The sequence below is a fragment of the Pseudomonas sp. FSL R10-0399 genome (genome assembly GCF_009600165.1).
In the GTDB taxonomy this organism is placed as follows: Bacteria; Pseudomonadota; Gammaproteobacteria; order Pseudomonadales; family Pseudomonadaceae; genus Aquipseudomonas; species Aquipseudomonas helleri.
Genome location: NZ_WIWK01000112.1, coordinates 1 through 19,288, shown reverse-complemented (window position 1 = coordinate 19,288; position 19,288 = coordinate 1). Strand labels below are relative to the sequence as shown.

General features: G+C 60.1%; 14 protein-coding genes. 10 read left to right on the top strand and 4 right to left on the bottom strand.

Features of this window, described 5'->3' with window-relative positions:
* The 4 genes from ptsP to GHO41_RS23975 all read left to right on the top strand — a co-directional run.
* On the top strand, nt 1-1,099 hold a 1,099-nt coding region (ptsP, locus tag GHO41_RS23990; protein ID WP_153434818.1), incomplete at its 5' end, for a phosphoenolpyruvate--protein phosphotransferase.
* Entirely contained in the window at nt 1,099-2,043 is a 945-nt protein-coding gene (gene pfkB, locus GHO41_RS23985) for a 1-phosphofructokinase (protein WP_048388025.1), read from the top strand. The genes ptsP and pfkB, both read left to right, overlap by 1 nt.
* A gap of 11 nt (nt 2,044-2,054) precedes the next feature.
* Complete coding sequence (locus GHO41_RS23980; RefSeq protein ID WP_153336931.1) at nt 2,055-3,791, top strand: PTS fructose-like transporter subunit IIB; 1,737 nt, start codon at nt 2,055-2,057, stop codon at nt 3,789-3,791.
* Between the two features lie 214 nt (nt 3,792-4,005).
* Nucleotides 4,006-4,374, top strand: a complete 369-nt coding sequence (locus tag GHO41_RS23975; RefSeq protein ID WP_153434817.1) for a hypothetical protein — start codon at nt 4,006-4,008, stop codon at nt 4,372-4,374.
* A 55-nt stretch (nt 4,375-4,429) separates the two neighbouring features.
* On the opposite strand, the gene GHO41_RS23970 is transcribed toward GHO41_RS23975, so the two are convergent.
* Nucleotides 4,430-6,967: a PepSY domain-containing protein gene (locus GHO41_RS23970; RefSeq protein WP_371929018.1), complete on the bottom strand. Its 2,538-nt coding sequence runs from the start codon at nt 6,965-6,967 to the stop codon at nt 4,430-4,432.
* Nucleotides 6,968-7,106: 139 nt separating this feature from the next.
* Nucleotides 7,107-9,407, bottom strand: coding sequence for a TonB-dependent siderophore receptor (locus GHO41_RS23965; protein WP_153434816.1), 2,301 nt, complete (start codon nt 9,405-9,407; stop codon nt 7,107-7,109).
* Nucleotides 9,408-9,625: 218 nt separating this feature from the next.
* On the opposite strand from GHO41_RS23965, the gene GHO41_RS23960 reads away from it, so the two are divergent.
* Nucleotides 9,626-10,306, top strand: a complete 681-nt coding sequence (locus GHO41_RS23960; protein WP_048367292.1) for a Fe2+-dependent dioxygenase — start codon at nt 9,626-9,628, stop codon at nt 10,304-10,306.
* A 3-nt stretch (nt 10,307-10,309) separates the two neighbouring features.
* Nucleotides 10,310-11,068, top strand: a complete 759-nt coding sequence (locus GHO41_RS23955; RefSeq protein WP_153434815.1) for a tetratricopeptide repeat protein — start codon at nt 10,310-10,312, stop codon at nt 11,066-11,068.
* 74 nt (nt 11,069-11,142) lie between these two features.
* Here the strand turns inward: GHO41_RS23955 and GHO41_RS23950 are convergent, their stop codons facing one another.
* A complete protein-coding gene (locus tag GHO41_RS23950) occupies nt 11,143-12,306 on the bottom strand; it encodes a type III PLP-dependent enzyme (protein ID WP_048367284.1) in 1,164 nt (387 codons plus the stop codon).
* 396 nt (nt 12,307-12,702) lie between these two features.
* Entirely contained in the window at nt 12,703-14,988 is a 2,286-nt protein-coding gene (locus tag GHO41_RS23945) for a TonB-dependent siderophore receptor (RefSeq protein ID WP_305977942.1), read from the bottom strand.
* 133 nt (nt 14,989-15,121) lie between these two features.
* Between GHO41_RS23945 and GHO41_RS23940 the strand changes: the two genes are divergently transcribed.
* The 4 genes from GHO41_RS23940 (at nt 15,122) to GHO41_RS23925 (ending at nt 19,215) form a co-directional block, all read left to right on the top strand.
* Complete coding sequence (locus GHO41_RS23940; RefSeq protein WP_153434814.1) at nt 15,122-15,880, top strand: response regulator; 759 nt, start codon at nt 15,122-15,124, stop codon at nt 15,878-15,880.
* Between the two features lie 19 nt (nt 15,881-15,899).
* Entirely contained in the window at nt 15,900-17,273 is a 1,374-nt protein-coding gene (locus GHO41_RS23935; protein WP_153434819.1) for an ATP-binding protein, read from the top strand.
* Nucleotides 17,274-17,383: 110 nt separating this feature from the next.
* Nucleotides 17,384-18,259, top strand: coding sequence for an alpha/beta fold hydrolase (locus GHO41_RS23930; protein ID WP_153434813.1), 876 nt, complete (start codon nt 17,384-17,386; stop codon nt 18,257-18,259).
* Nucleotides 18,260-18,297: 38 nt separating this feature from the next.
* A complete protein-coding gene (locus GHO41_RS23925) occupies nt 18,298-19,215 on the top strand; it encodes a LysR substrate-binding domain-containing protein (protein WP_048367797.1) in 918 nt (305 codons plus the stop codon).
* The last annotated feature ends 73 nt before the right edge of the window (nt 19,216-19,288 follow it).

Genomic DNA, 19,288 nt, shown 5'->3' with positions numbered 1-19,288 from the left:
GGGCATTCCTGCCCTGGTGGGTGCCGGTGAAGCCGTGTTGTTGCTGGCGCCGGGCACGCAATTGTTGATCGACGGCCAGCGTGGCCGCTTGCACGTGGCCCCCGATGCGGATGCCCTGCAACGCGCCCTCGATGAGCGTGACAGCCGTGAACAACGCTTGCTGGCCGCCTCGGAGTTGCGCCATCAACCCGCCGTCACCCTGGACGGGCACGCCGTTGAAGTGTTCGCCAACATCGGTGAGAGCAAAGGTGTGGCCACCGCGGTTGAGCAGGGCGCTGAAGGCATTGGCCTGTTGCGCACCGAGCTGATTTTTATGGCCCACCCGCAGGCGCCGGACGAAGCGACCCAGGAAGCCGAGTACCGCCGTGTGCTGGACGACCTGCATGGGCGACCTTTGGTAGTGCGCACGTTGGACGTGGGTGGCGACAAACCCCTGCCATACTGGCCTATCGAGAAAGAAGAAAACCCGTTTTTGGGGGTGCGCGGCATTCGTCTGACGTTGCAGCGCCCGCAGATTATGGAAAGCCAATTGCGCGCGCTGTTGCGCTCGGCTGACAACCGCCCGCTGCGCATCATGTTCCCGATGGTCGGCAGCGTGGCTGAATGGCGTGCGGCGCGGGACATGACTGAGCGTCTGCGTCTGGAAATCCCGGTGGCTGACTTGCAGTTGGGGATCATGGTCGAAGTGCCTTCTGCCGCCTTGCTGGCGCCGGTACTGGCCAAGGAAGTCGACTTTTTCAGTGTCGGCACCAACGACCTGACGCAATACACGCTGGCCATCGACCGTGGTCACCCGACCTTGTCGGCACAAGCCGATGGCTTGCACCCGGCAGTGCTGCAACTGATCGACATCACCGTTCGCGCCGCCCATGCCCATGGCAAATGGGTGGGTGTGTGCGGTGAATTGGCGGCCGACCCATTGGCGGTGCCAGTGCTGGTGGGCATGGGTGTGGATGAACTCAGCGTCTCGGCCCGCAGCATCCCTGAAGTTAAAGCACGAGTACGTGAGTTGAACATGGAACGTCTTAAAACACTGGCCGAACAGGCCCTGAGCGTCGGCAGCCCGGACGAAGTCCGCGCATTGGTAGAGGCCCTGTAATGGCCAGAATTCTCACCATCACCCTTAACCCGGCGCTGGACTTGACCGTGCGCGTGCCGCACCTGGAACCCGGTGAAGTCAATCGCAGCCAGGCCTTGCTCAGCCATGCGGCGGGCAAGGGCCTCAACGTGGCGCAAGTGCTGGCCGACCTTGGCCACTCGCTGACCGTCAGCGGCTTTCTGGGCGAAGACAATCAGCAAGCCTTCAACGCGCTGTTTGCGCGCCGTGGTTTTGCCGACGCGTTTATCCGCGTGCCGGGCGAAACTCGCAGCAACATCAAGCTTGCCGAAGACGATGGCCGCGTCACGGACATCAATGGCCCTGGCCCGCACGTGAACGATCTGGCGCAACACGCCTTGCTCGACAAACTCGACCACATTGCCGCCAGCCATGATGCGGTGGTGGTGGCGGGCAGCTTGCCACGTGGCGTCAGCGCGCAGTGGTTGCGCGAATTGGTGCTGCGCCTCAAAGCCTTGGGCTGCAAAGTGATTTTGGACACCAGTGGTGAAGCCTTGAAAGAAGGCTTGCGTGCAGGCCCGTGGCTGGTCAAACCGAATGCCGAAGAACTCAGTGAAGCGCTGGGCCACCCGGTCAGCAGCGTGGCATCGCAAGTCGCAGCTGCCACCGAGTTACAGACCCTGGGGATTTCCCATGTGGTGATTTCTCACGGGGCTGACGGCGTGAACTGGTTCAGCCGCGGGACTCAACCCTTGCAGGCGCTGCCACCCAAAGTGCGTGTGGCAAGTACGGTCGGTGCGGGTGATTCGCTGCTGGCGGGCATGGTGCACGGCCTGATCAGCGGCCACAGCCCGGAACAGACCCTGCGCAGCGCAACCGCGATTGCGGCAATGGCGGTCACCCAGATCGGTTTTGGAATCAGCGATGCGCTGCAGTTAGTGACGCTCGAAAGCGGCGTCAACGTCCGCGCCTTGGCACAAGAATAAGAGGAATACACATGAAATTAGCCATTGTGACGGGCTGCCCCAACGGCATGGTGACCAGCGTGCTGTGTGCCCGCTTGCTCGATGCCGCCGCGCAGCGTCAGGGCTGGAGCACCAGCGTAGAAGTGCATGACCCCAAGCACCCGGAACGTCAGTTGTCCAAGGCGACAATCGACGAAGCCGAGTGGGTGCTGGTGGTCAGCAGCACGCCGTTGGACATGCAGCGTTTTATTGGCAAACGGGTTTTCCAGAGCAGCCCGGCCCAGGCTCTGCAAGATGTTGAAGCCGTGTTGCTGCGTGGCGTCAACGAAGCCCAGGTGTACACCGCCCCCAGCGTTGAGGCTGAGGTTACCGAGCAGGCCCACGCGCCTAAAATTGTTGCCGTGACCGCCTGCCCGACGGGCGTGGCGCACACCTTTATGGCGGCAGAAGCCTTGCAACAGGCGGCCAAGCGCTTGGGCTACGACTTGCAGGTCGAGACCCAAGGCTCGGTTGGCGCCCGCAACCCGTTGAGTGCCCAGGCCATCAGCGACGCGGACGTGGTGCTGTTGGCGGCTGATATTGAAGTCCCGACTGAGCGTTTTGCGGGCAAGAAAATCTACCGCTGCGGCACCGGTATTGCGCTTAAACAGGCTGAAGCCACGCTGAAAAAAGCCCTGGCCGAAGGTCGGCAAGAGAGCGCGGCAACCGGCGGTGCGGCACCGGCCAAGCAAGAGAAAACCGGCGTTTACAAACACCTGCTGACTGGCGTGTCGTTCATGCTGCCGATGGTGGTGGCGGGCGGCTTGCTGATCGCGTTGTCCTTTGTGTTTGGCATTACCGCTTATAAAGAACCGGGCACCCTGGCTGCGGCGCTGATGCAAATCGGCGGGGATGCGGCCTTTAAATTGATGGTGCCGTTGCTGGCGGGTTACATCGCCTACTCGATTGCCGACCGTCCAGGCCTGGCGCCGGGGATGATTGGCGGCTTGTTGGCGAGCACCTTGGGGGCTGGTTTTATTGGCGGGATCATTGCCGGTTTTATTGCCGGTTACTGCGCCAAGGCGATCAGCCGTTATGCGCGGTTGCCGCAAAGCCTTGAAGCGCTGAAGCCGATTTTGATCATCCCGTTGTTTGCCAGCTTGTTCACCGGGCTGGTGATGATCTACGTGGTCGGCAAGCCGGTGGCCGGCATGCTCGAAGGCCTGACGCATTTTCTCGACAGCATGGGCACCACCAACGCGATCCTGTTGGGCGTGTTGCTGGGCGGCATGATGTGTGTCGACCTGGGCGGGCCGATCAACAAAGCGGCGTATGCGTTTTCGGTCGGTTTGCTGGCCTCGCAAAGTTATGCACCGATGGCTGCGACCATGGCGGCGGGCATGGTGCCGCCGATTGGGTTAGGCATCGCGACCCTGATTGCACGTCGCAAATTCGCCCAGACCGAGCGTGAAGCGGGCAAGGCGGCGATGGTGCTGGGGCTGTGCTTTATCTCGGAAGGCGCGATCCCGTTTGCGGCCAAAGACCCGCTGCGGGTGATCCCGGCAAGCGTCGTGGGCGGTGCGCTGACGGGGGCGTTGTCGATGTACTTCGGCTGCAAACTGATGGCGCCGCACGGCGGGTTGTTCGTGCTGTTGATCCCGAATGCCATCAACCACGCGTTGCTGTACTTGCTGGCGATCGTGGCCGGTAGCCTGGTGACCGCAGTGGTCTACGCCCTGATCAAACGCCCGGAGCCCGTGGACATGGCGCTGGAAACGGCCAAGGCTTAAGGCAGAGGTTCAATTCGAGCGCTGTAGGAGCGAGCTTGTCTCGCGATCTTTTAAAAGATCAAAAGATCGCGAGGCAAGCTCGCTCCTACAGAATGAACAGTATTTTCCGTAAGAAATTTCTTTAATATCCTTCGATTGCATCATTGATTGGTTATTTGCCTAGTTTTGTAAAACAGGCGTTTTTTAATGCCTGTTTTACTTAAAGGAACCAGTTATGAGTAGTTATGCAGGTAGAAGCAGTTTAAAAAGATCTGCTATCAACTCTATCGGCAGCGCGTTATTTATTCTGCTGGGCGCTGTAGCCCCCGCGTATGGCGCAGCGCTTTGCAACGGCGGCCCGGCGCTGCTGGGCGGGGTGGCGTGTGACATGTTACCGATTGGTGGCGGCTCGGCGTTGTGTCTGTTTATCGGTGTGGATAAAAATGCCAATGGCAGAGTTGAGGGAGGAACTTCGGATACTTGCATCTTGATTGATGCAAACAATAAACAACACCCTGGCTACAGTTGTACCCTGGCGTGTCAAAACACAAACGGTTGCTCCAGGCCGCAGTGTTTGTCTTTAAAAAAATCAGGCAGTAAATAAAAAGGATTCGGTTCACAAACACCGCCCTGATACTAATCAGGGCGGTGTTTATCGATCAATAAACATCCCGGCGATAACGCCCTTGTTCGATCAGCTGTTGCACCGCATCAGCCCCGAGCAGGTCGATCAGCGTTTGATCCACGCCCGCTGCCATGCCGTTCAGGCTGCCGCAGATGTAAATGGCCGCACCGTCTGCCAGCCAACGACGCAGTTCATCGGCGGCCTCGTGCAGCCTGTCTTGCACATACACCTTGTGCGCCTGGTCCCGCGAGAAGGCCAGGTCCAGTCGGGCCAACTCGCCACTGGCCAACCATCCTTGCAGTTCGTCACGGCAGTAGAAGTCGTGCGCAGCATTGCGTTCGCCAAACAATAACCAGTTTGGCTGCTGACCCTGGGCGATTCGGGCCTTGAGCAAACTGCGCAGCCCGGCAAGCCCGGTGCCGTTACCCAGCAAGATCAGCGGGCAAGGTTCGGCAGGCAGGTGGAAGCCGCTGTTGCGCCGCAGCCGCAGGCTGATCGCCGCGCCCAGTGGTGCGTGTTCGGTCAGCCAACCTGACCCCAGGCCCAGGCTGCCATCGGGATGGCGCTCCTGGCGCACGATCAGTTGCAGCACGCCGTCCTGGGGGATGGAGGCAATCGAGTATTCGCGCATGTTCAACGGGATCAGGGCGTCGACCAGCGCCTGAGCGTGGAGGCCGACCAAGTGCCCGCGATTCTCTGGCAATTGGCGGCTGGCCAACGCTTGAGCGAGGGTTTCTTGCAGGCCGTCCAGGTGCACCAGTGTGTGTGCCGACAAGCCCAGCCCGTCGAGCAGGTGTTCAACCGCCCAGGTCGACTGCCTTGGCATTACTTCAACCAGGTCACCTGCTTGCCAGGTAAAGCTGGCGTCAGGCGCGCTGAGGCCTAGCAGGTAAACCCCGGAACCGCTGCTGTCAGGGTTAAGCAGTTGTCGCTGCTCAAGGGTCCAGTTGTTGTAGCTCGGCGCTTGCCAGTTGGCGCCGGGCACAGCGCCTGTAAGCTGGCTGAGGTGCACTTGCCAGTGATGCAGGGCTTCGGGGTCGCCACTGTCGACCTGCACCGGGCTGAACAACGATTGCGCCCCACGCTCGGTCAGCCATTGCTGGATACGGGTGGCAAAGCCGCAGAAGTGCGGGTACTGGCGATCACCCAAGGCCAGTACCGAGTACTTGAGGGCGCTGAGGCCAAGCGGTTGGCCGAGGATTTTGCGTTCAAAGCCGCGCGCGCTGTCCGGGGCTTCGCCATCGCCAAAGGTGCTGACCACAAACAAGGCATTGCTGGTCTGCTGCAAGTCTTCTTCGCTGACGGCGGCCAATGGCTGGACGCGCACCGGCAAGCCCGCCGCCTGCAATTGCCCGGCGGTTTGCCAGGCCAGTTGCTCGGCAAAACCGCTTTGGCTGGCAAAGCCGATCAGCCAGGACGGCGCATCGATCTGGGTGTCGCTAAAGCCCTGTCGCGCCTGTTTGACCTGACGCTTTTTGCGCCGACGGTCCAGGTACAGCAACCAGCCGGTAATAAAGAACAGCGGCATGGTCAGGGACGCAACGGTGACCAGCACACGCCCGGTGATGCCCCAGTAGCTGCCGGTGTGCAGGGCGTAGATGCTGGTCAGCAGTTGCGCCTTGTAGCTTTTATCGTCATAGCGATCAACGCGCTTCACCACGCCGGTGGCCGGGTCGAGGGTGATCTGGTTGAACGCGCGCTCATGGGGCGAGGTTTTCAATAGATAGAAAACCGTAGCGGGCAGGCCAGCACCAGGCGGCATGCGCACGTTATACACGCTCAGGTCGGGCCCGGCGGCTTTCTGGATACTGGCCCAGATTGCGTCGTAATCGGCAACCAAGGGGGCGACTCCGGGCGCGGATGGGCCGCCACGTCCACCTTTGCGTTGCTCGGCATTCGGGCTGTCGGAGAAGAGTTTTTGCAGGCCTTTGTTGTACCACTCGTAGGACCAGGACAAGCCGGTCAGGGCGACCAACAGGTAAAAGATCAAGCACCAGGTGCCGGCCACCGCGTGCAGGTCCCAGTTGAAGCTGCGGCCTTTTTTCGCCCAGTCCAGGGTCAGCCAGGCGCGCCAGTTCAATGCCTTGCGCGGCCAGCGCAGGTACAAGCCCGACAGGCAGAAAAACAGCAGCATCAAGGTGCAGGCCCCGGTGATCTGGCGGCCGGTGTCACCGATGGCCAGAAAACGGTGCAGTTGCAGCATCAGGTTGAAAAAGCCCAGGCCCGAGACGTCGCCCTGGTAGTCGCCGGTGTACGGGTCGACATAGCGCAATTGGCCACGGCGTTCACCCGGCGGCGGGGTGAAAAAAATGCGCGAGGCGCTCTCGGTGTCAATGCCGCCCCAAATCATGGCCACTTGTTTGCCTTCGGTGGCCTCGACTTTACGCACCAGTTCGGCAGGCGGCAGCACGCCGCTGTCGAGCTTCTGGACCTTGAGCACGGTCGGATTGAGCCAGTCCAGTATCTCGTCCTGAAACGACACGGTCGCGCCTGTGATGCCCATCAGAGCCAGGACCAGCCCTGCGGTTATTCCAAAAAACCAGTGCAGCTGGAACAGGGTTTTCTTAAACACGACGGCCGCCTTGCTCGCTCAATGTGTTGCGTCACCGCGCATTATGCCGTGACACAGTTGTTTACACGCAAATGCCCCGGCCATGGTTGGGTCGGGGCACTGGTTGTCGCTGTGGGCTGGCCCACAGTGGCTTGCGCGCTTAGAAGTGGAAGCTGGTAGTCAACAAGGCTGTACGGCCTGCCGCCTGATTGGCGAAGTGTGCCGCATACGCTTTGTCGTAGTACGTTTTGTCCGTCAGGTTTTGCACGTTCAGTTGCAGGTCGATGTTTTTGGTCAGCTTGTAGCTGGCCATCGCATCGTAGCGAGTGTAGGACGGCACATAAACGGTGTTCGCCGTGTCGCCATAGACTGCGTCGACATAGAACGCACCGCCGCCAATGGTCAGCTTCGGCATGACTTCATAAGTGGTCCACAGGCTGAAGCTGTTTTTCGGCGTGTTCGGCATTTCGTTGCCTTTGTCCGACACTGCAGCCGTGTTCACGCTGCCGTTACGGTTGGCTTTCATGCCCGGATCAACCAGCTCGCTTTTCAGGTAGCTGTAGCCTGCAAACACTTGCCACTTGTCTGTGATTTTGCCGCTGGCCGACAGTTCGATACCGTCAACACGGGATTTACCGGCGTTTTCATAGGTGTACGAGTCGGTCAGGACACGGGTGTTTTTCTTCTCGGTACGGAACACCGCAGCGGTCAGGGACAGACGGTCCTGGAACACATCCCACTTGGTGCCCAGTTCGTAGTTAACGGTTTCTTCAGGCTTCAGGTCGCTGGTGATGATGCTGCCCGGCGTGACCAGGCCATTACCTTCGACGCCTTCACCGACGATGCCGCCTGGCGGTGTGGCCGATGTGGCGTAGGACAGGTAAACGCTGCCGTTATCCAGTGGTTTCCAGACCAGACCGGTCTGCCAGTTGAAGAAGTTGCTGTCGTTTTTGGCTTTGGTACGGCCCGTCGCGGCGTTGGTGTTCGCCGTGGTATCAAACTGGTCGTAGCGCAGGCCGGCGTTCAGCAGCCATTGCGGGTCGAGTTCGAGGGTGTCAAACACGTAGGCAGCTTTGGTCACGCCCACGGTGTTGGTGCCGTAGTAGTTGCGCGCTTCGGTACCGGTCCACTCGTCACTCGGGTTCGGGTGGGACAGCGAGGTGCACTGGCCGCCGCTGTTGCCGACTTTGTCCGGGGTGCAATTAGGGTTGCTGTTCGGCGTCACGGTGTAGCCGCTGGCGCGGGTTTCTTCGCGAGTGAACTCAACACCGGTGGAGTAGGTGTTCTTGAAGCCCGCCAGGTTGAAGTTACCGTACAGGTCAGTCTGGTTGGTGGTGGTCTGGGTCGTCGACACACGGGTGTTGGCGCGGCGCCAAACGGTGCCGTACTGGTTCACGTTGTGCTGGCTGTCGTCTGGCTGGGTCAGGATGTAGTCCTGGCCGGTGTTGCCGTGACGGAAGGTGTTCTTCACGGTCATCGAATCGTTGAAGTCGTGTTCGAACGTGATGGTGCTGATGTCGACACGGGTCTTGCGGAAATCGCGGTCTTTGAGGCCGTAGAAGTTATTGCTGTTGCCGCCGTCGTCCGGTTTGTCGTGTACGTGCGCGGCGGTTTTAGACGCGCTGCCGTAGCCGTAAGGAATGCCCGAATCTGGCAGGTCGTCGCTTTTGAGGTGGTAGTAGCTGAGGTTCAGACGGGTGTCGGTGCCCAGGCCGAAGGTCAGCGAGGGAGCGATGCCCCAGCGGTCGTAGTTGACCGAATCACGGCCCGCGACGTTTTGCTCGTGGCTCATCAGGTTCAGACGGAACGCGGCGGTGTCTAGGAACTGACGGTTGATGTCGACGGTGTAGCGGCGGGTCTGGTCTGAGCCGTAGGTGAAGCCACCGTTGAGGAAGTCGCCCAGTTTTGGGGTCTTGCTCACCAGGTTCAAGCTACCGCCCGCCGAGCCGCGGCCACCGAAAGACGAGTTCGGGCCTTTGCTGACTTCGATTGATTCGATGTCAAAAATTTCGCGGGTTTGCCCGCCTGCGTCGCGCACGCCATCCAGGTAGGTATCGCCCTGGGCGTCAAAGCCACGAATAAAAGGACGGTCGCCTTGTGGGTTGCCGCCTTCGCCGGCGCCAAATGTCACACCCGGTACGGTGCGCAGGGCGTCTTGCAGCGAGGTGGCGGCGGTGTCTTGCAGCACTTGCTGCGGAATGACGGTGACCGAGCGCGGCGTGTCGACCAGCGGCGCGGTGTACTTCTGGGAGCTGGCTTTTTCTGTCTGGTACGACTGCTGGGTCTGCTCACCGGTAACGGTGGTTGCACCCAAAGAAATACTGTTGCCCTGCGCTGGCTTTTCGGTGCTTTCAGCGGCCTGGGCCATCTGGTTGGCAGAGGTTGCCGTGAGCGCTACACCAATGGCCGAAACCAATAAACGCGGTGAATTGGCAGGTATTTTTATACGTTGGCGTGACATGTGAAGATCCCTCCCCCCGGAATTTGAGGGCGGAATATAGTGCAAACAATTCCTCCTAACAATTGAGAGGGATTACTATTCGCGCTAAATTTACATTCTTTACAATTTGCCGTTACGGGTTTTGCAAGGCTATTCGTCTCCCGACTTTTTAACAAAGTTTTACACGATCAATAAGAATCAATACCATTGGCACCCTTCTCTTGTTCAGGTATCGCGCCATGCTGCTGCACATTCCCGGCTTGTTCTCCCGTGAAGAAGTCCAGCGCATCCGTGAGGCGTTGATAGCGACAGAGTGGGCCGACGGCAAAATCACCGCCGGGTATCAGTCCGCCAAAGCCAAGCACAACTTGCAATTGCCCGAAGGTCACCCGCTGGCCAAGGAAATCGGCGCGGCGATGATTGAGCGCTTGTGGCAAAACCCGTTGTTCATGTCGGCGGCCTTGCCGCACAAAGTGTTCCCGCCGCTGATCAACTGCTACACCGGGGGCGGAAGTTTCGACTTTCATATCGACAACGCGGTGCGCCAGCCCAAGGGCAGCCCGGAGCGGGTGCGCACGGACCTGTCGGCTACCCTGTTTTTCAGTGACCCGCAGGACTACGACGGCGGGGAGCTGGTGATCCAGGACACCTACGGTGTGCAGCAGGTCAAGTTCCCGGCGGGGGATATGGTGCTGTACCCCGGCACCAGTTTGCACAAGGTCAACGCGGTGACCCGCGGCGCCCGTTTTGCCTCGTTTTTCTGGACCCAAAGCCTGGTCCGTGAAGACAGCCAGCGCACCTTGCTGTTCGAGATGGACAACGCCATTCAGCAATTGACACGCGATGTGCCCGATCACCCGTCACTGATTCAACTCACCGGCACCTACCACAACCTGTTGCGCCGCTGGGTTGAGGTGTAAGCCATGAGCTTTCAATTACGCCGCGAAGAACTGCTCAGCGGCGAGCAACTACAAAGCATGCTCGCCGAGAACCCGGCCCGTGCCGCACAAGCCATTTTGATGGCTGCCAAGCAAGGCATTCTTGAAGGACAAGCGCTGCTCGGCCAGATCCTGCTGGAAGGGCAGGGTATTGAGCGCGATGTGCCGCTGGCCTTTCGCTGGTTCGCCATTGCCGCCAACGGCGGGCACTTGATGGCGCGCAACATGCTCGGGCGCTGCCTTGAACATGGCTGGGGATGCGAGCTGGATGAGCGCGCGGCCGCCAGCCATTACCGCCTGGCAGCTCAGGGCGGGCTCGATTGGGGGCTGTACAACTACGCTAACTTGCTGGCGACCGGGCGCGGTGTGGTGCAAGACCAGTACGCAGCGTTTGCGCTATACCGCGAAGCCGCGTATTTGGGCCACGCCAAGTCAATGAACTTGCTGGGTCGCTACCTTGAAGACGGTCGTTATTGCCCGGCAGACCCGCAGGCCGCGCGCCAATGGTATGAACGCTCCGCCCATGCCGGTGATTTTCGCGGGCAATTCAGCCACGCTGCCGTGCTGGCCGAGCGCGGTGATGTAGAGGGTGCTCTGGTCTGGCTGGAGCGTGCCCAGGCCATCGGCAACCTGAAGTTTTTGCGGGTCAGCCGCACCGCGTTGCTTGAAGCCAAAGAGCCGGCCATTCGGGCCATGGGTGAGGTGTATCAAGCGCGAATCAACACCTTGCAGCAGGCGGTGTGACACCCATCGGCGGCGCCGTCAGGCCATAAAAAAACCTCCCCGGAGGCCAATCCAGGGAGGTTTTTCTGTAAGGCTTACAGGTAGAACGACTTCAGTGGCGGGAAGCCATTGAACTCAACAGCGCTGTAGCTGGTGGTGTAGGCGCCGGTCGACAACCAGTACAGGCGATCACCGATGGCCAGGTTGAGTGGCAGGCCGTATTTGTAGTTTTCGTACATGATGTCGGCGCTGTCGCAGGTAGGACCGGCGATGACCACTTCTTCCATTTCGCCTTTCTTTTCAGTCCAGATCGGGAACTTGATGGCTTCGTCCATGGTTTCGATCAAACCAGAGAATTTGCCGACATCGGTGTACACCCAACGCTCAACAGCGGTGCGCGACTTGCGGGCGACCAAGACCACTTCACTGACCAGAATCCCGGCGTTGGCGATCAACGAACGGCCCGGCTCCAGAATGATTTCTGGCAGGTCGTCACCAAAGTCTTCTTTCAGGAAGCGAATAATTTCTTCGGCGTAGGTTTCCAGGCTGTTGGTACGGGTGATGTAGTTGGCCGGGAAGCCGCCACCCATGTTGATCAGCTTGAGCACGATGCCGTCTTCTTCTTTGAGGCGCTCGAAGATCACTTTTACTTTGGCGATGGCCGCGTCCCACACGCTGATGTCGCGCTGCTGCGAACCCACGTGGAACGAAATACCGTAAGGCACCAGGCCCAGGTCGCGGGCCAGGATCAGCAGGTCCATGGCCATGTCGGTCTGGCAGCCGAACTTGCGCGACAGCGGCCAGTCAGCCGTGGTCGAGCCTTCAGTGAGGATGCGCACGTAGACTTTGGAGCCCGGTGCGGCCTTGGCAATGTTGCGCAGGTCGGCTTCGGAGTCGGTCGAAAACAGGCGCACGCCTTTTTCGTAGAAGTAGCGAATGTCTTTGGATTTTTTGATGGTATTGCCGTAGCTGATGCGATCCGGGGTCACGCCCTGGGCCATCACTTTGTCCAGCTCGTAAATCGAAGCGATGTCGAAGCTCGAGCCTTTGTCGCGCAACAGGTTGATGATTTCAACGGCCGGGTTGGCCTTGACCGCGTAGTACACCTTGGCGAATTCGAAACCTGCACGCAGGTCGTCGTAAGCCTGGCTGATCATGGCGGTGTCGATCACCACGAACGGGGTTTCTTGGGTGTCAGCGAACGCCTTCATTTTTTGGAAGGTTTCGCGCGCGAAATATTCTTCGACCTGAATCGACATACGTAGGGACTCCTAGTGGCAAACGTCATAAATCAATGGGTGCAAATGAACATCCTCCGTATCCCCACTTTGGTTCGCCTACTTCCCAAGGCATGTCCGCCGAAAGCTTGCTCTCTCGTCGTCAGTACTTGAGCCGGATGGATCGTTTCCAGCATGGATGTTCGGCGCGAACTTTAGGGCGTGACTGCGCTGAGATCAACTAAAAATGTCGCATTTTTATAAGCCTTCGTCGGGTCGCCAAAGTGAGCTATTTAAGTAACCGACCTTGATGACGGTGTGATGTTCCCACCGTGGCTTTTTTGCCCGTTGCCCAATAGGCGAAGCCCGCCATAGGGCGGGCTTCGGTAGTTGCACATTGAAGCGTGGCTTACCTGGGGGGAAGGATCGGGCCAGACCTCAAAATGCAGTACTCAGGGTCAACGACAGGCTGCGCGGATCACCATAAATGGCGCCTGCATAGAAGCCGTATCGGGTGTAGTAGGTTTTGTCGAAGAGGTTGTTGGCATTCAGGGTCACGGCCGTGTCATCGGTAAGGTCGTATTTGGCCATTGCGCTCCAGATGGCATAACCCGCCCAGGTCACGTCGGTAGGGCCGCGGCTCACACCGTTGGTGGGAATGCCTGCCGGGGTGGACGTGGCGCGAATGCTGGTTTGCGCGGTGACGCCGGTGCCCACGGTCAGGCGATCAAGTGCACCCGACAAGCGATAGGTGGTCGAGGCCTTGAACAAGTGCGACGGGTCACTTTGGCCGTCGGCGTTGAGACGGCGGAAGTGCAGGTAGGTGTAGCCACCGTAGACATTCCAGTTGGGCGTCAATGCGCCGGAGACTTCGAGGTCGATACCTTCGGTCTCTACGCCAGTGCCCGTGGTGTATGCCTGGTTACCGGTGGGCGTGGTATTGGCGCCATCGGTCACCGCCTTGTTTTCCTGGCGGGTCAGGAAGTAGGCCGCTTGCGCATTGACCTGGCCGTCGAACCATTCACCTTTAATACCGGTTTCGTAGCTCTGACCGCGAATCGGCTCGATCTTGTTGCCGTTGGCGTTTTCTTCGCTTTGCGGGCTGAAGATGTCGGTGTAGCTGGCGTACAGCGAGTAGGTGTCGTTGAGGTCATACACCGCGCCCAGGTAAGGCGTGACGATGCCGTTTTGCTGTTGATTGCTGCGCGCACCGTTAGTCGACAACGTGGTGCTGCTGTAATCGCTGATGCGCGCGCCGAGGATTACCGACAACGGGTCGGTAATGCTCAGGCGGGTGGCCGCATACATGCCTTGCAGGCGGGTGGTGGTTTTGGTGTGCAGGCCGGTTTTGTAGGCGTTGATCCGGTAGTCGCTGTCCACCCCGTTGTGCCAGTCGGTAATCGGGAAGCCGTTGTTGGCGCGGAACTGGCAGCCCAATGCGCTGGCGCTGGTGCGGTCATCGCTGACCATGTTGCAACGGTACTGCGGCGACCAGGCAACGGTGCGGCTGTCGTTATAGCCGAACATGGCCTGATGGGTACGGCCGAACAGGCTGAATGGGCCGGTTACATCGACTTGTGCCGATTGCTGGGTGGTGTCGGTGGAGCTGTGCAAACCATTGAGCACGGCGCCGGTGCCATCCTGGTTCCAGTAGCCGCCGAATGCGCCGCCGCCTTTGGAGTTAACCTTGGCCAGTCCACGGTGATTCAAGGCTTCAGTGGTGCTTTGCGAGGCTTTGACGTTGAGCGTCCAGTCATTGTCAAAACGATGCTCTAGCGAGCCGAACGCCGTACGCGTGGTGTATTCGCCAAAACTCCAGCTCGGCACCACGTTGGTGCTGCGCGGCAAGTGGGTTTTACTGCCATCGCCGTACCAGATCGGGATGTTCGCGCCCCAACCGCCGCCGACGTTCTTGTAGTACTCGTATTGATAGCCGGCGCCCAGGGTTGTGGCGTCGGTCAGGTCAAATTCAAAGTTGGCCAGCGCGGCCCGCGAACGGTCGGACTGATGGTCGCGGAAAGAGTTGGAGTCTTCTTGGGTCATGACCAGGCGCGAGCGCAAGCGGCCATCTTCTGACAAGGGCACGTTGAGGTCAGCGCCCAGGCGCCGTTTGTCCCAGCTGCCATAGGTGGCGTAAGCACGGCCGCCAAACTCGAAACCGGGGCGTTTGCGCATCAGGTTGACGGTGGCCGACGGATCGCCGGTGCCGCCCAGCAGGCCATTGGCGCCGCGAACGATGTCGATACGTTCGTACATGTCCATGTTCAGCGAGTTGCCGGCGCCGCTGAAGTCCGAGCCGCCCGGGAACTGCAGGCCGTCGGTTTTCCAGTTGGTAATCGGATAGCCGCGTGCCCGGTACTCGGTGCGCCCGCCCACTTCCGACTTGCTCATGGTGATGCCGGGTGCACTGTCCAGCGCTTGCTCGATATTGGTGATCTGGCGGTCGGCCATTTGTTCCTGGGTGATGGTGGTGACCGACTGCGGCGTCTGGCGCGGGGTGAGTTTCATGCCCGTCGAGCTGGTGGTGCTCTTGACGGTGTAACCCAGTTGGCCGCTGCTTTCATCGGCGGTGGGCTGGGTGCCCTGGACATTCAGGGTGTCGAGTTCCAGCGACGCGGCGCCAACCTGTTGGCTGGCCATGCCGAGCATTGCACTGATGCCCATGGCGACCATGATTGCGACAGGGCTGCGGGGTGCTGAAAGGCGAGAAGGGGTGCTTAACATCAATGGTCGTGCTGAGAGGTCCGTCATCATGCCCTGCGTTGTCATTGGTAATACTTCGTATTTGCAGATAATGTTTGGTAGCATTTTAGGCATCGCGCCGTCAGGCACTATTACGGATATGTGTGGGTATGTAATGGAATGTAATGAGCAGTACGTTTTGCCCACCCCCAAATTCCTCGCGGCCGCCAAGACGCTGTTGGTGGTGGATGACGACGATGAAATCCGCGAGTTGTTGTGCGACTACCTGAGTGAGAACGGCGATCAGGTGCTGGCCGCCGCCGATGGCCTGGAGATGTGGGCGCACCTTGAGCGCCAGGCTGTCGATCTGGTGGTGCTGGACGTCATGCTGCCGGGCGAAGACGGCCTCAGCCTGTGCCGCCAGTTGCAGTCGCGCCCCGGCCTGAGCGTGATCATGCTGTCGGCCAAAGGCTCAGCGCTGGATCGCATCATTGGCCTGGAGGTGGGCGCCGATGATTACTTGACCAAGCCTTTCGAGCCCCGTGAGCTGGTGGCCAGAATCAAGGCGGTGATGCGCCGGCAAATACGGGCCGAGCCCGTCGTGGATCGCCCGGTCACCACCCAGCGCGAGTTCGCCGGTTATCGTCTCGATGATGTAAAGCGCCTGCTGCACACCCCGGATGGACAGGCCCTGACCTTGCCGCGCTCCGATTTCAGGGTGTTGCGTGATTTGCTCCAGGCCCGTGAGCAGGTGCTGTCCCGCGATCAATTAACGCTGAGTGCAATGGGCCGTGAATACGCGCCCGACGATCGCTCGATCGACATGTGCATCAGCCGCCTGCGCCAGCATTTCAAGGACGGGCCCGTGCAGATCGTGACCGTGCGCAATGAAGGCTACCTGTTGAGCGTCTCCAGCCCTGAAGCGGCGGTTTAGCCCGGTGCGCGACCTGCTGTTGAAGGGGTTGAGGCGCCTGTGGCCGAAAACCTTGTTTGGCCAACTGACGCTGATTCTGGTCAGCGGCACGCTGGCCATTCAATTGTTGTCGAGCAGCATCTGGTTCGACGTGCGTTATGCACAGGTGCTCGAAGCCCCGGTCCGGTTAATGGCCAGCCGCACCGCTCCACTGATTGACCAGCCCGGTTGTTTGCCGGGGCAGCCGCAGACAGCCCCGGCCAATTACACGGTCACGTGCCTGGCCGCGAAACCCGATAGCCAACCTGAGAACGACCGTGCTGCCCGACGCACAGCGCTGCTGTTGAAGCAGGCGCTGGCGTATGAATTGGGGCAAGAGCCCACGGTTGAAATGATCGAGGTCGACCTCACCGATGCCGAGGGCCAGCCGCTGGTCTGGCGTAGCCTGTTTGGCCTGCAAACGGCCACGGCGCATATCGACTTCGCGGTGCCGCTGGCCGACGGTCACTGGTTGAGCATCGAGGGGCACGAGTTGCAGGGCTGGAGCGGCGAGTCGGCGTGGGCGTTGATTGCCGACTACATTCTGCGGGTCTATGTGGTGCGCATTATCGGCGTGATCGGGATGTGCTGGCTGGCGGTGCGGCTGTGCCTGCGCCCGCTTAAACGGCTGAGTGATGCCGCCAATGCGCTGGGCGATAACCTGGATCAGAAGCCGTTGGCGGTTGAAGGGCCGCTGGAGGTTCGCCAGGCCGCCCAGACCTTTAACGCCATGCAAAAACAGATTGTTGCGATGGTCAATGACCAGAGCTTTTTTCTCGCGGCGGTGTCCCACGACCTGCGCACGCCATTGACCCGCATGCGCTTGCGCATCGAGCGGTTGAGCGATGTTGATCAGCGTGAGCGCTTGAAGCAGAACATCTACCAAATGGACAAGATGATTACCCAGGTACTCGTCTATTTGCAGAGCGCCAACCAGCACACGTGCCAGTTCATTGATGTCGACAGCGTGTTGCGCACTCTGTGCGCAGAGTTGTCGACCCCCGCCGAGCCGTTGCCGGTCAGCGGCCGGGGCGGGATGATCTACGCCAACGGCGTGCTGTTGCACCGTTGCTTGCAGAACTTGCTGGTAAACGCACAAGCCTATGCCCGCGACATCACCCTTGAGGTCGATCGCTCGTCTAGCGGCGTGACGTTGCGCATCAACGATCGCGGGCCGGGCATCGCGCCAGCGGTGTTGCAGTCGATCACCGACCCGTTTGTGCGCGCCGATCACTCGCGCAACGATCAGTCCGGCGGTTTTGGTTTGGGCCTGAGTATCGCCAAACGCATCGCCGTCAGCCACAAGGGCAGCCTGACGCTGAGCAATCGTGAAGGGGGCGGTTTGACCGCCTGTGTGTTCTTGCCCGCTCAATGAGGGGGAGCGGTGCGATGTTTCACACTTCATGAACCGAGCCGCCACGGTTTGGCCCTTGCTGCAAAAATTGAGGGCCCTAGCATGGGCTGACCATTAGAAGGAGCAGCCTCATGTTCGCGGGATTTCAAACAGCTCAGCGCCAGGTCAACGGCGTTCACATTGCCTACCGTATCGGCGGCAGCGGGCCGGGTTTGTTGTTGATCCATGGTCACCCGCAAACGCATGTCATCTGGCACAAAGTCGCTGAGCAATTGGCGGAGCACTTCACGGTGATCGCGGCCGACTTGCGCGGTTACGGCGACAGCGAAAAGCCCGCAGCAGTGGCCGATCACAGCAACTACAGCAAGCGTGAAATGGCCCGCGATTCGCTGGCGTTAATGCACAGTCTGGGCTTTGAGCAGTTCTCGGTGCTTGCCCATGATCGCGGCGCCCGTGTGGCTCATCGTCTGGCGCTGGATCACCCGCAGGCCGTCAGCCGTTTGGTGATGCTCGACATCGCCCCGACGCTGGCGATGTACGCGCAGACCGACGAAGCCTTTGCCCGGGCTTACTGGCACTGGTTCTTTTTGATTCGCCCGGCGCCGCTGCCGGAGCGCCTGATCGAAGCCGACCCCGAGCAATACCTGTTGAGCGTGATGGGCAGTCGCAGCGCCGGTTTGCAGCCGTTTACGGCGCCCGCGCTGGCCGAATACGTGCGCTGCATTCAATTGCCGGGTACAGCGCGTGGGATTTGCGAGGACTACCGCGCCAGCGCCGGCATTGACCTTGAGCATGACCGCGAAGACATCGACGCCGGTCGGCACCTGAACCTGCCGGTGCTGGTGCTGTGGGGCGCGCAAGGGACGGTCGGACGCTGTTTCGACCCGCTGGCCGAATGGCAGAAAGTCGCAACCGATGTGCGTGGCCAGGCGTTACCGTGCGGGCACTACATTGGCGAGGAAGTCCCCCAATTGCTGCTTGAGCACGTGCTGCCTTTTTTGCGCTGAGCTATTCTCTGCATTCTTGTCGCCACGCGTTCATGACCATGCCGCCCAAAAAAGACACTGCGCCGTTGCCTGAAGACCTGCGGGTGTTCCTTACGGTTGTGCGCAAGGGTGGCTTTGCCGCGGCGGCAGAAGAGCTGGGATTGTCCCCGGCCTATGTCAGCAAACGTATCCAGATCCTCGAAACCACCCTTGGCAGCCGCTTGCTGCACCGCACCAGTCGACGTGTCGCCCTGACAGACGATGGTGAGCGGGTGCAGCGCTGGGCGGTGCGCATCCTCGACGATGTTCAGCAGTTGCAGGACGAACTGTCCGAAGCGCATACAGAGCCCCGTGGCCGTCTGCACCTGTGCAGCAGCTTTGGCTTTGGCCGCAACCATGTCGCGCCGGCCATTTCGTTACTGGCCGAGCAATACCCGGAACTGGAAATCCGCCTCGATGTGTTTGATCGCGTGGTGGACATTGTGCATGAAGGGTTCGACCTGGAAATCCATGTGGGCGATGACATTGCCGGTCAACACATCGGCCGTCGTCTGGTCACCAACAACCGCGTACTGTGCGCCTCGCCCGACTACCTCAAGCGCCGGGGCGTGCCTGAGTCGCTGCAAGATTTGCAGCAGCACGATTGCCTGGTGCTAAAAGAGCGCGACAACGCATTTGGTATCTGGCAACTGCAAGGCCCGGAAGGTGAAGCCAGCGTGAGGGTCAGCGGGCCGCTGTCTTCCAACAGCGGCGAAATCGTATTGCAGTGGGCGCTGGACGGGCGGGGTGTGTTGCTGCGCTCGATGTGGGATGTAAAACCGCTGCTGGACCAAGGGCGGCTGGTGCAGGTGCTGGCCGACTACCGGCAAAGCGCTGATGTATGGGCGGTGTACCCGACGCGGTTGGCCAATTCTGGCAAGTTGCGGGTGTGTGTGGAGTTTTTGCAGGCGCACCTGCGACAACTCTCCACCTCGTAGGAGGGGCCGCCCCGTCTTCGACGCCGCGCTGTCGCGCAGCAAACAGGCCGCCGAGTATCTTCAGCATCCCCCA

Bases quoted from the DNA above. Each gene is read 5' to 3' on its own strand.
- GHO41_RS23940 (WP_153434814.1), top strand. From the start codon at position 15,122: ATGGAATGTAATGAGCAGTACGTTTTGCCCACCCCCAAATTCCTCGCG.
- GHO41_RS23950 (WP_048367284.1), bottom strand. From the start codon at position 12,306: ATGTCGATTCAGGTCGAAGAATATTTCGCGCGCGAAACCTTCCAAAAA.
- GHO41_RS23930 (WP_153434813.1), top strand. From the start codon at position 17,384: ATGTTCGCGGGATTTCAAACAGCTCAGCGCCAGGTCAACGGCGTTCAC.
- GHO41_RS23955 (WP_153434815.1), top strand. From the start codon at position 10,310: ATGAGCTTTCAATTACGCCGCGAAGAACTGCTCAGCGGCGAGCAACTA.
- GHO41_RS23975 (WP_153434817.1), top strand. From the start codon at position 4,006: ATGAGTAGTTATGCAGGTAGAAGCAGTTTAAAAAGATCTGCTATCAAC.
- GHO41_RS23965 (WP_153434816.1), bottom strand. From the start codon at position 9,407: ATGTCACGCCAACGTATAAAAATACCTGCCAATTCACCGCGTTTATTG.
- GHO41_RS23980 (WP_153336931.1), top strand. From the start codon at position 2,055: ATGAAATTAGCCATTGTGACGGGCTGCCCCAACGGCATGGTGACCAGC.
- pfkB (WP_048388025.1), top strand. From the start codon at position 1,099: ATGGCCAGAATTCTCACCATCACCCTTAACCCGGCGCTGGACTTGACC.
- GHO41_RS23945 (WP_305977942.1), bottom strand. From the start codon at position 14,988: ATGTTAAGCACCCCTTCTCGCCTTTCAGCACCCCGCAGCCCTGTCGCA.
- GHO41_RS23925 (WP_048367797.1), top strand. From the start codon at position 18,298: ATGCCGCCCAAAAAAGACACTGCGCCGTTGCCTGAAGACCTGCGGGTG.
- GHO41_RS23960 (WP_048367292.1), top strand. From the start codon at position 9,626: ATGCTGCTGCACATTCCCGGCTTGTTCTCCCGTGAAGAAGTCCAGCGC.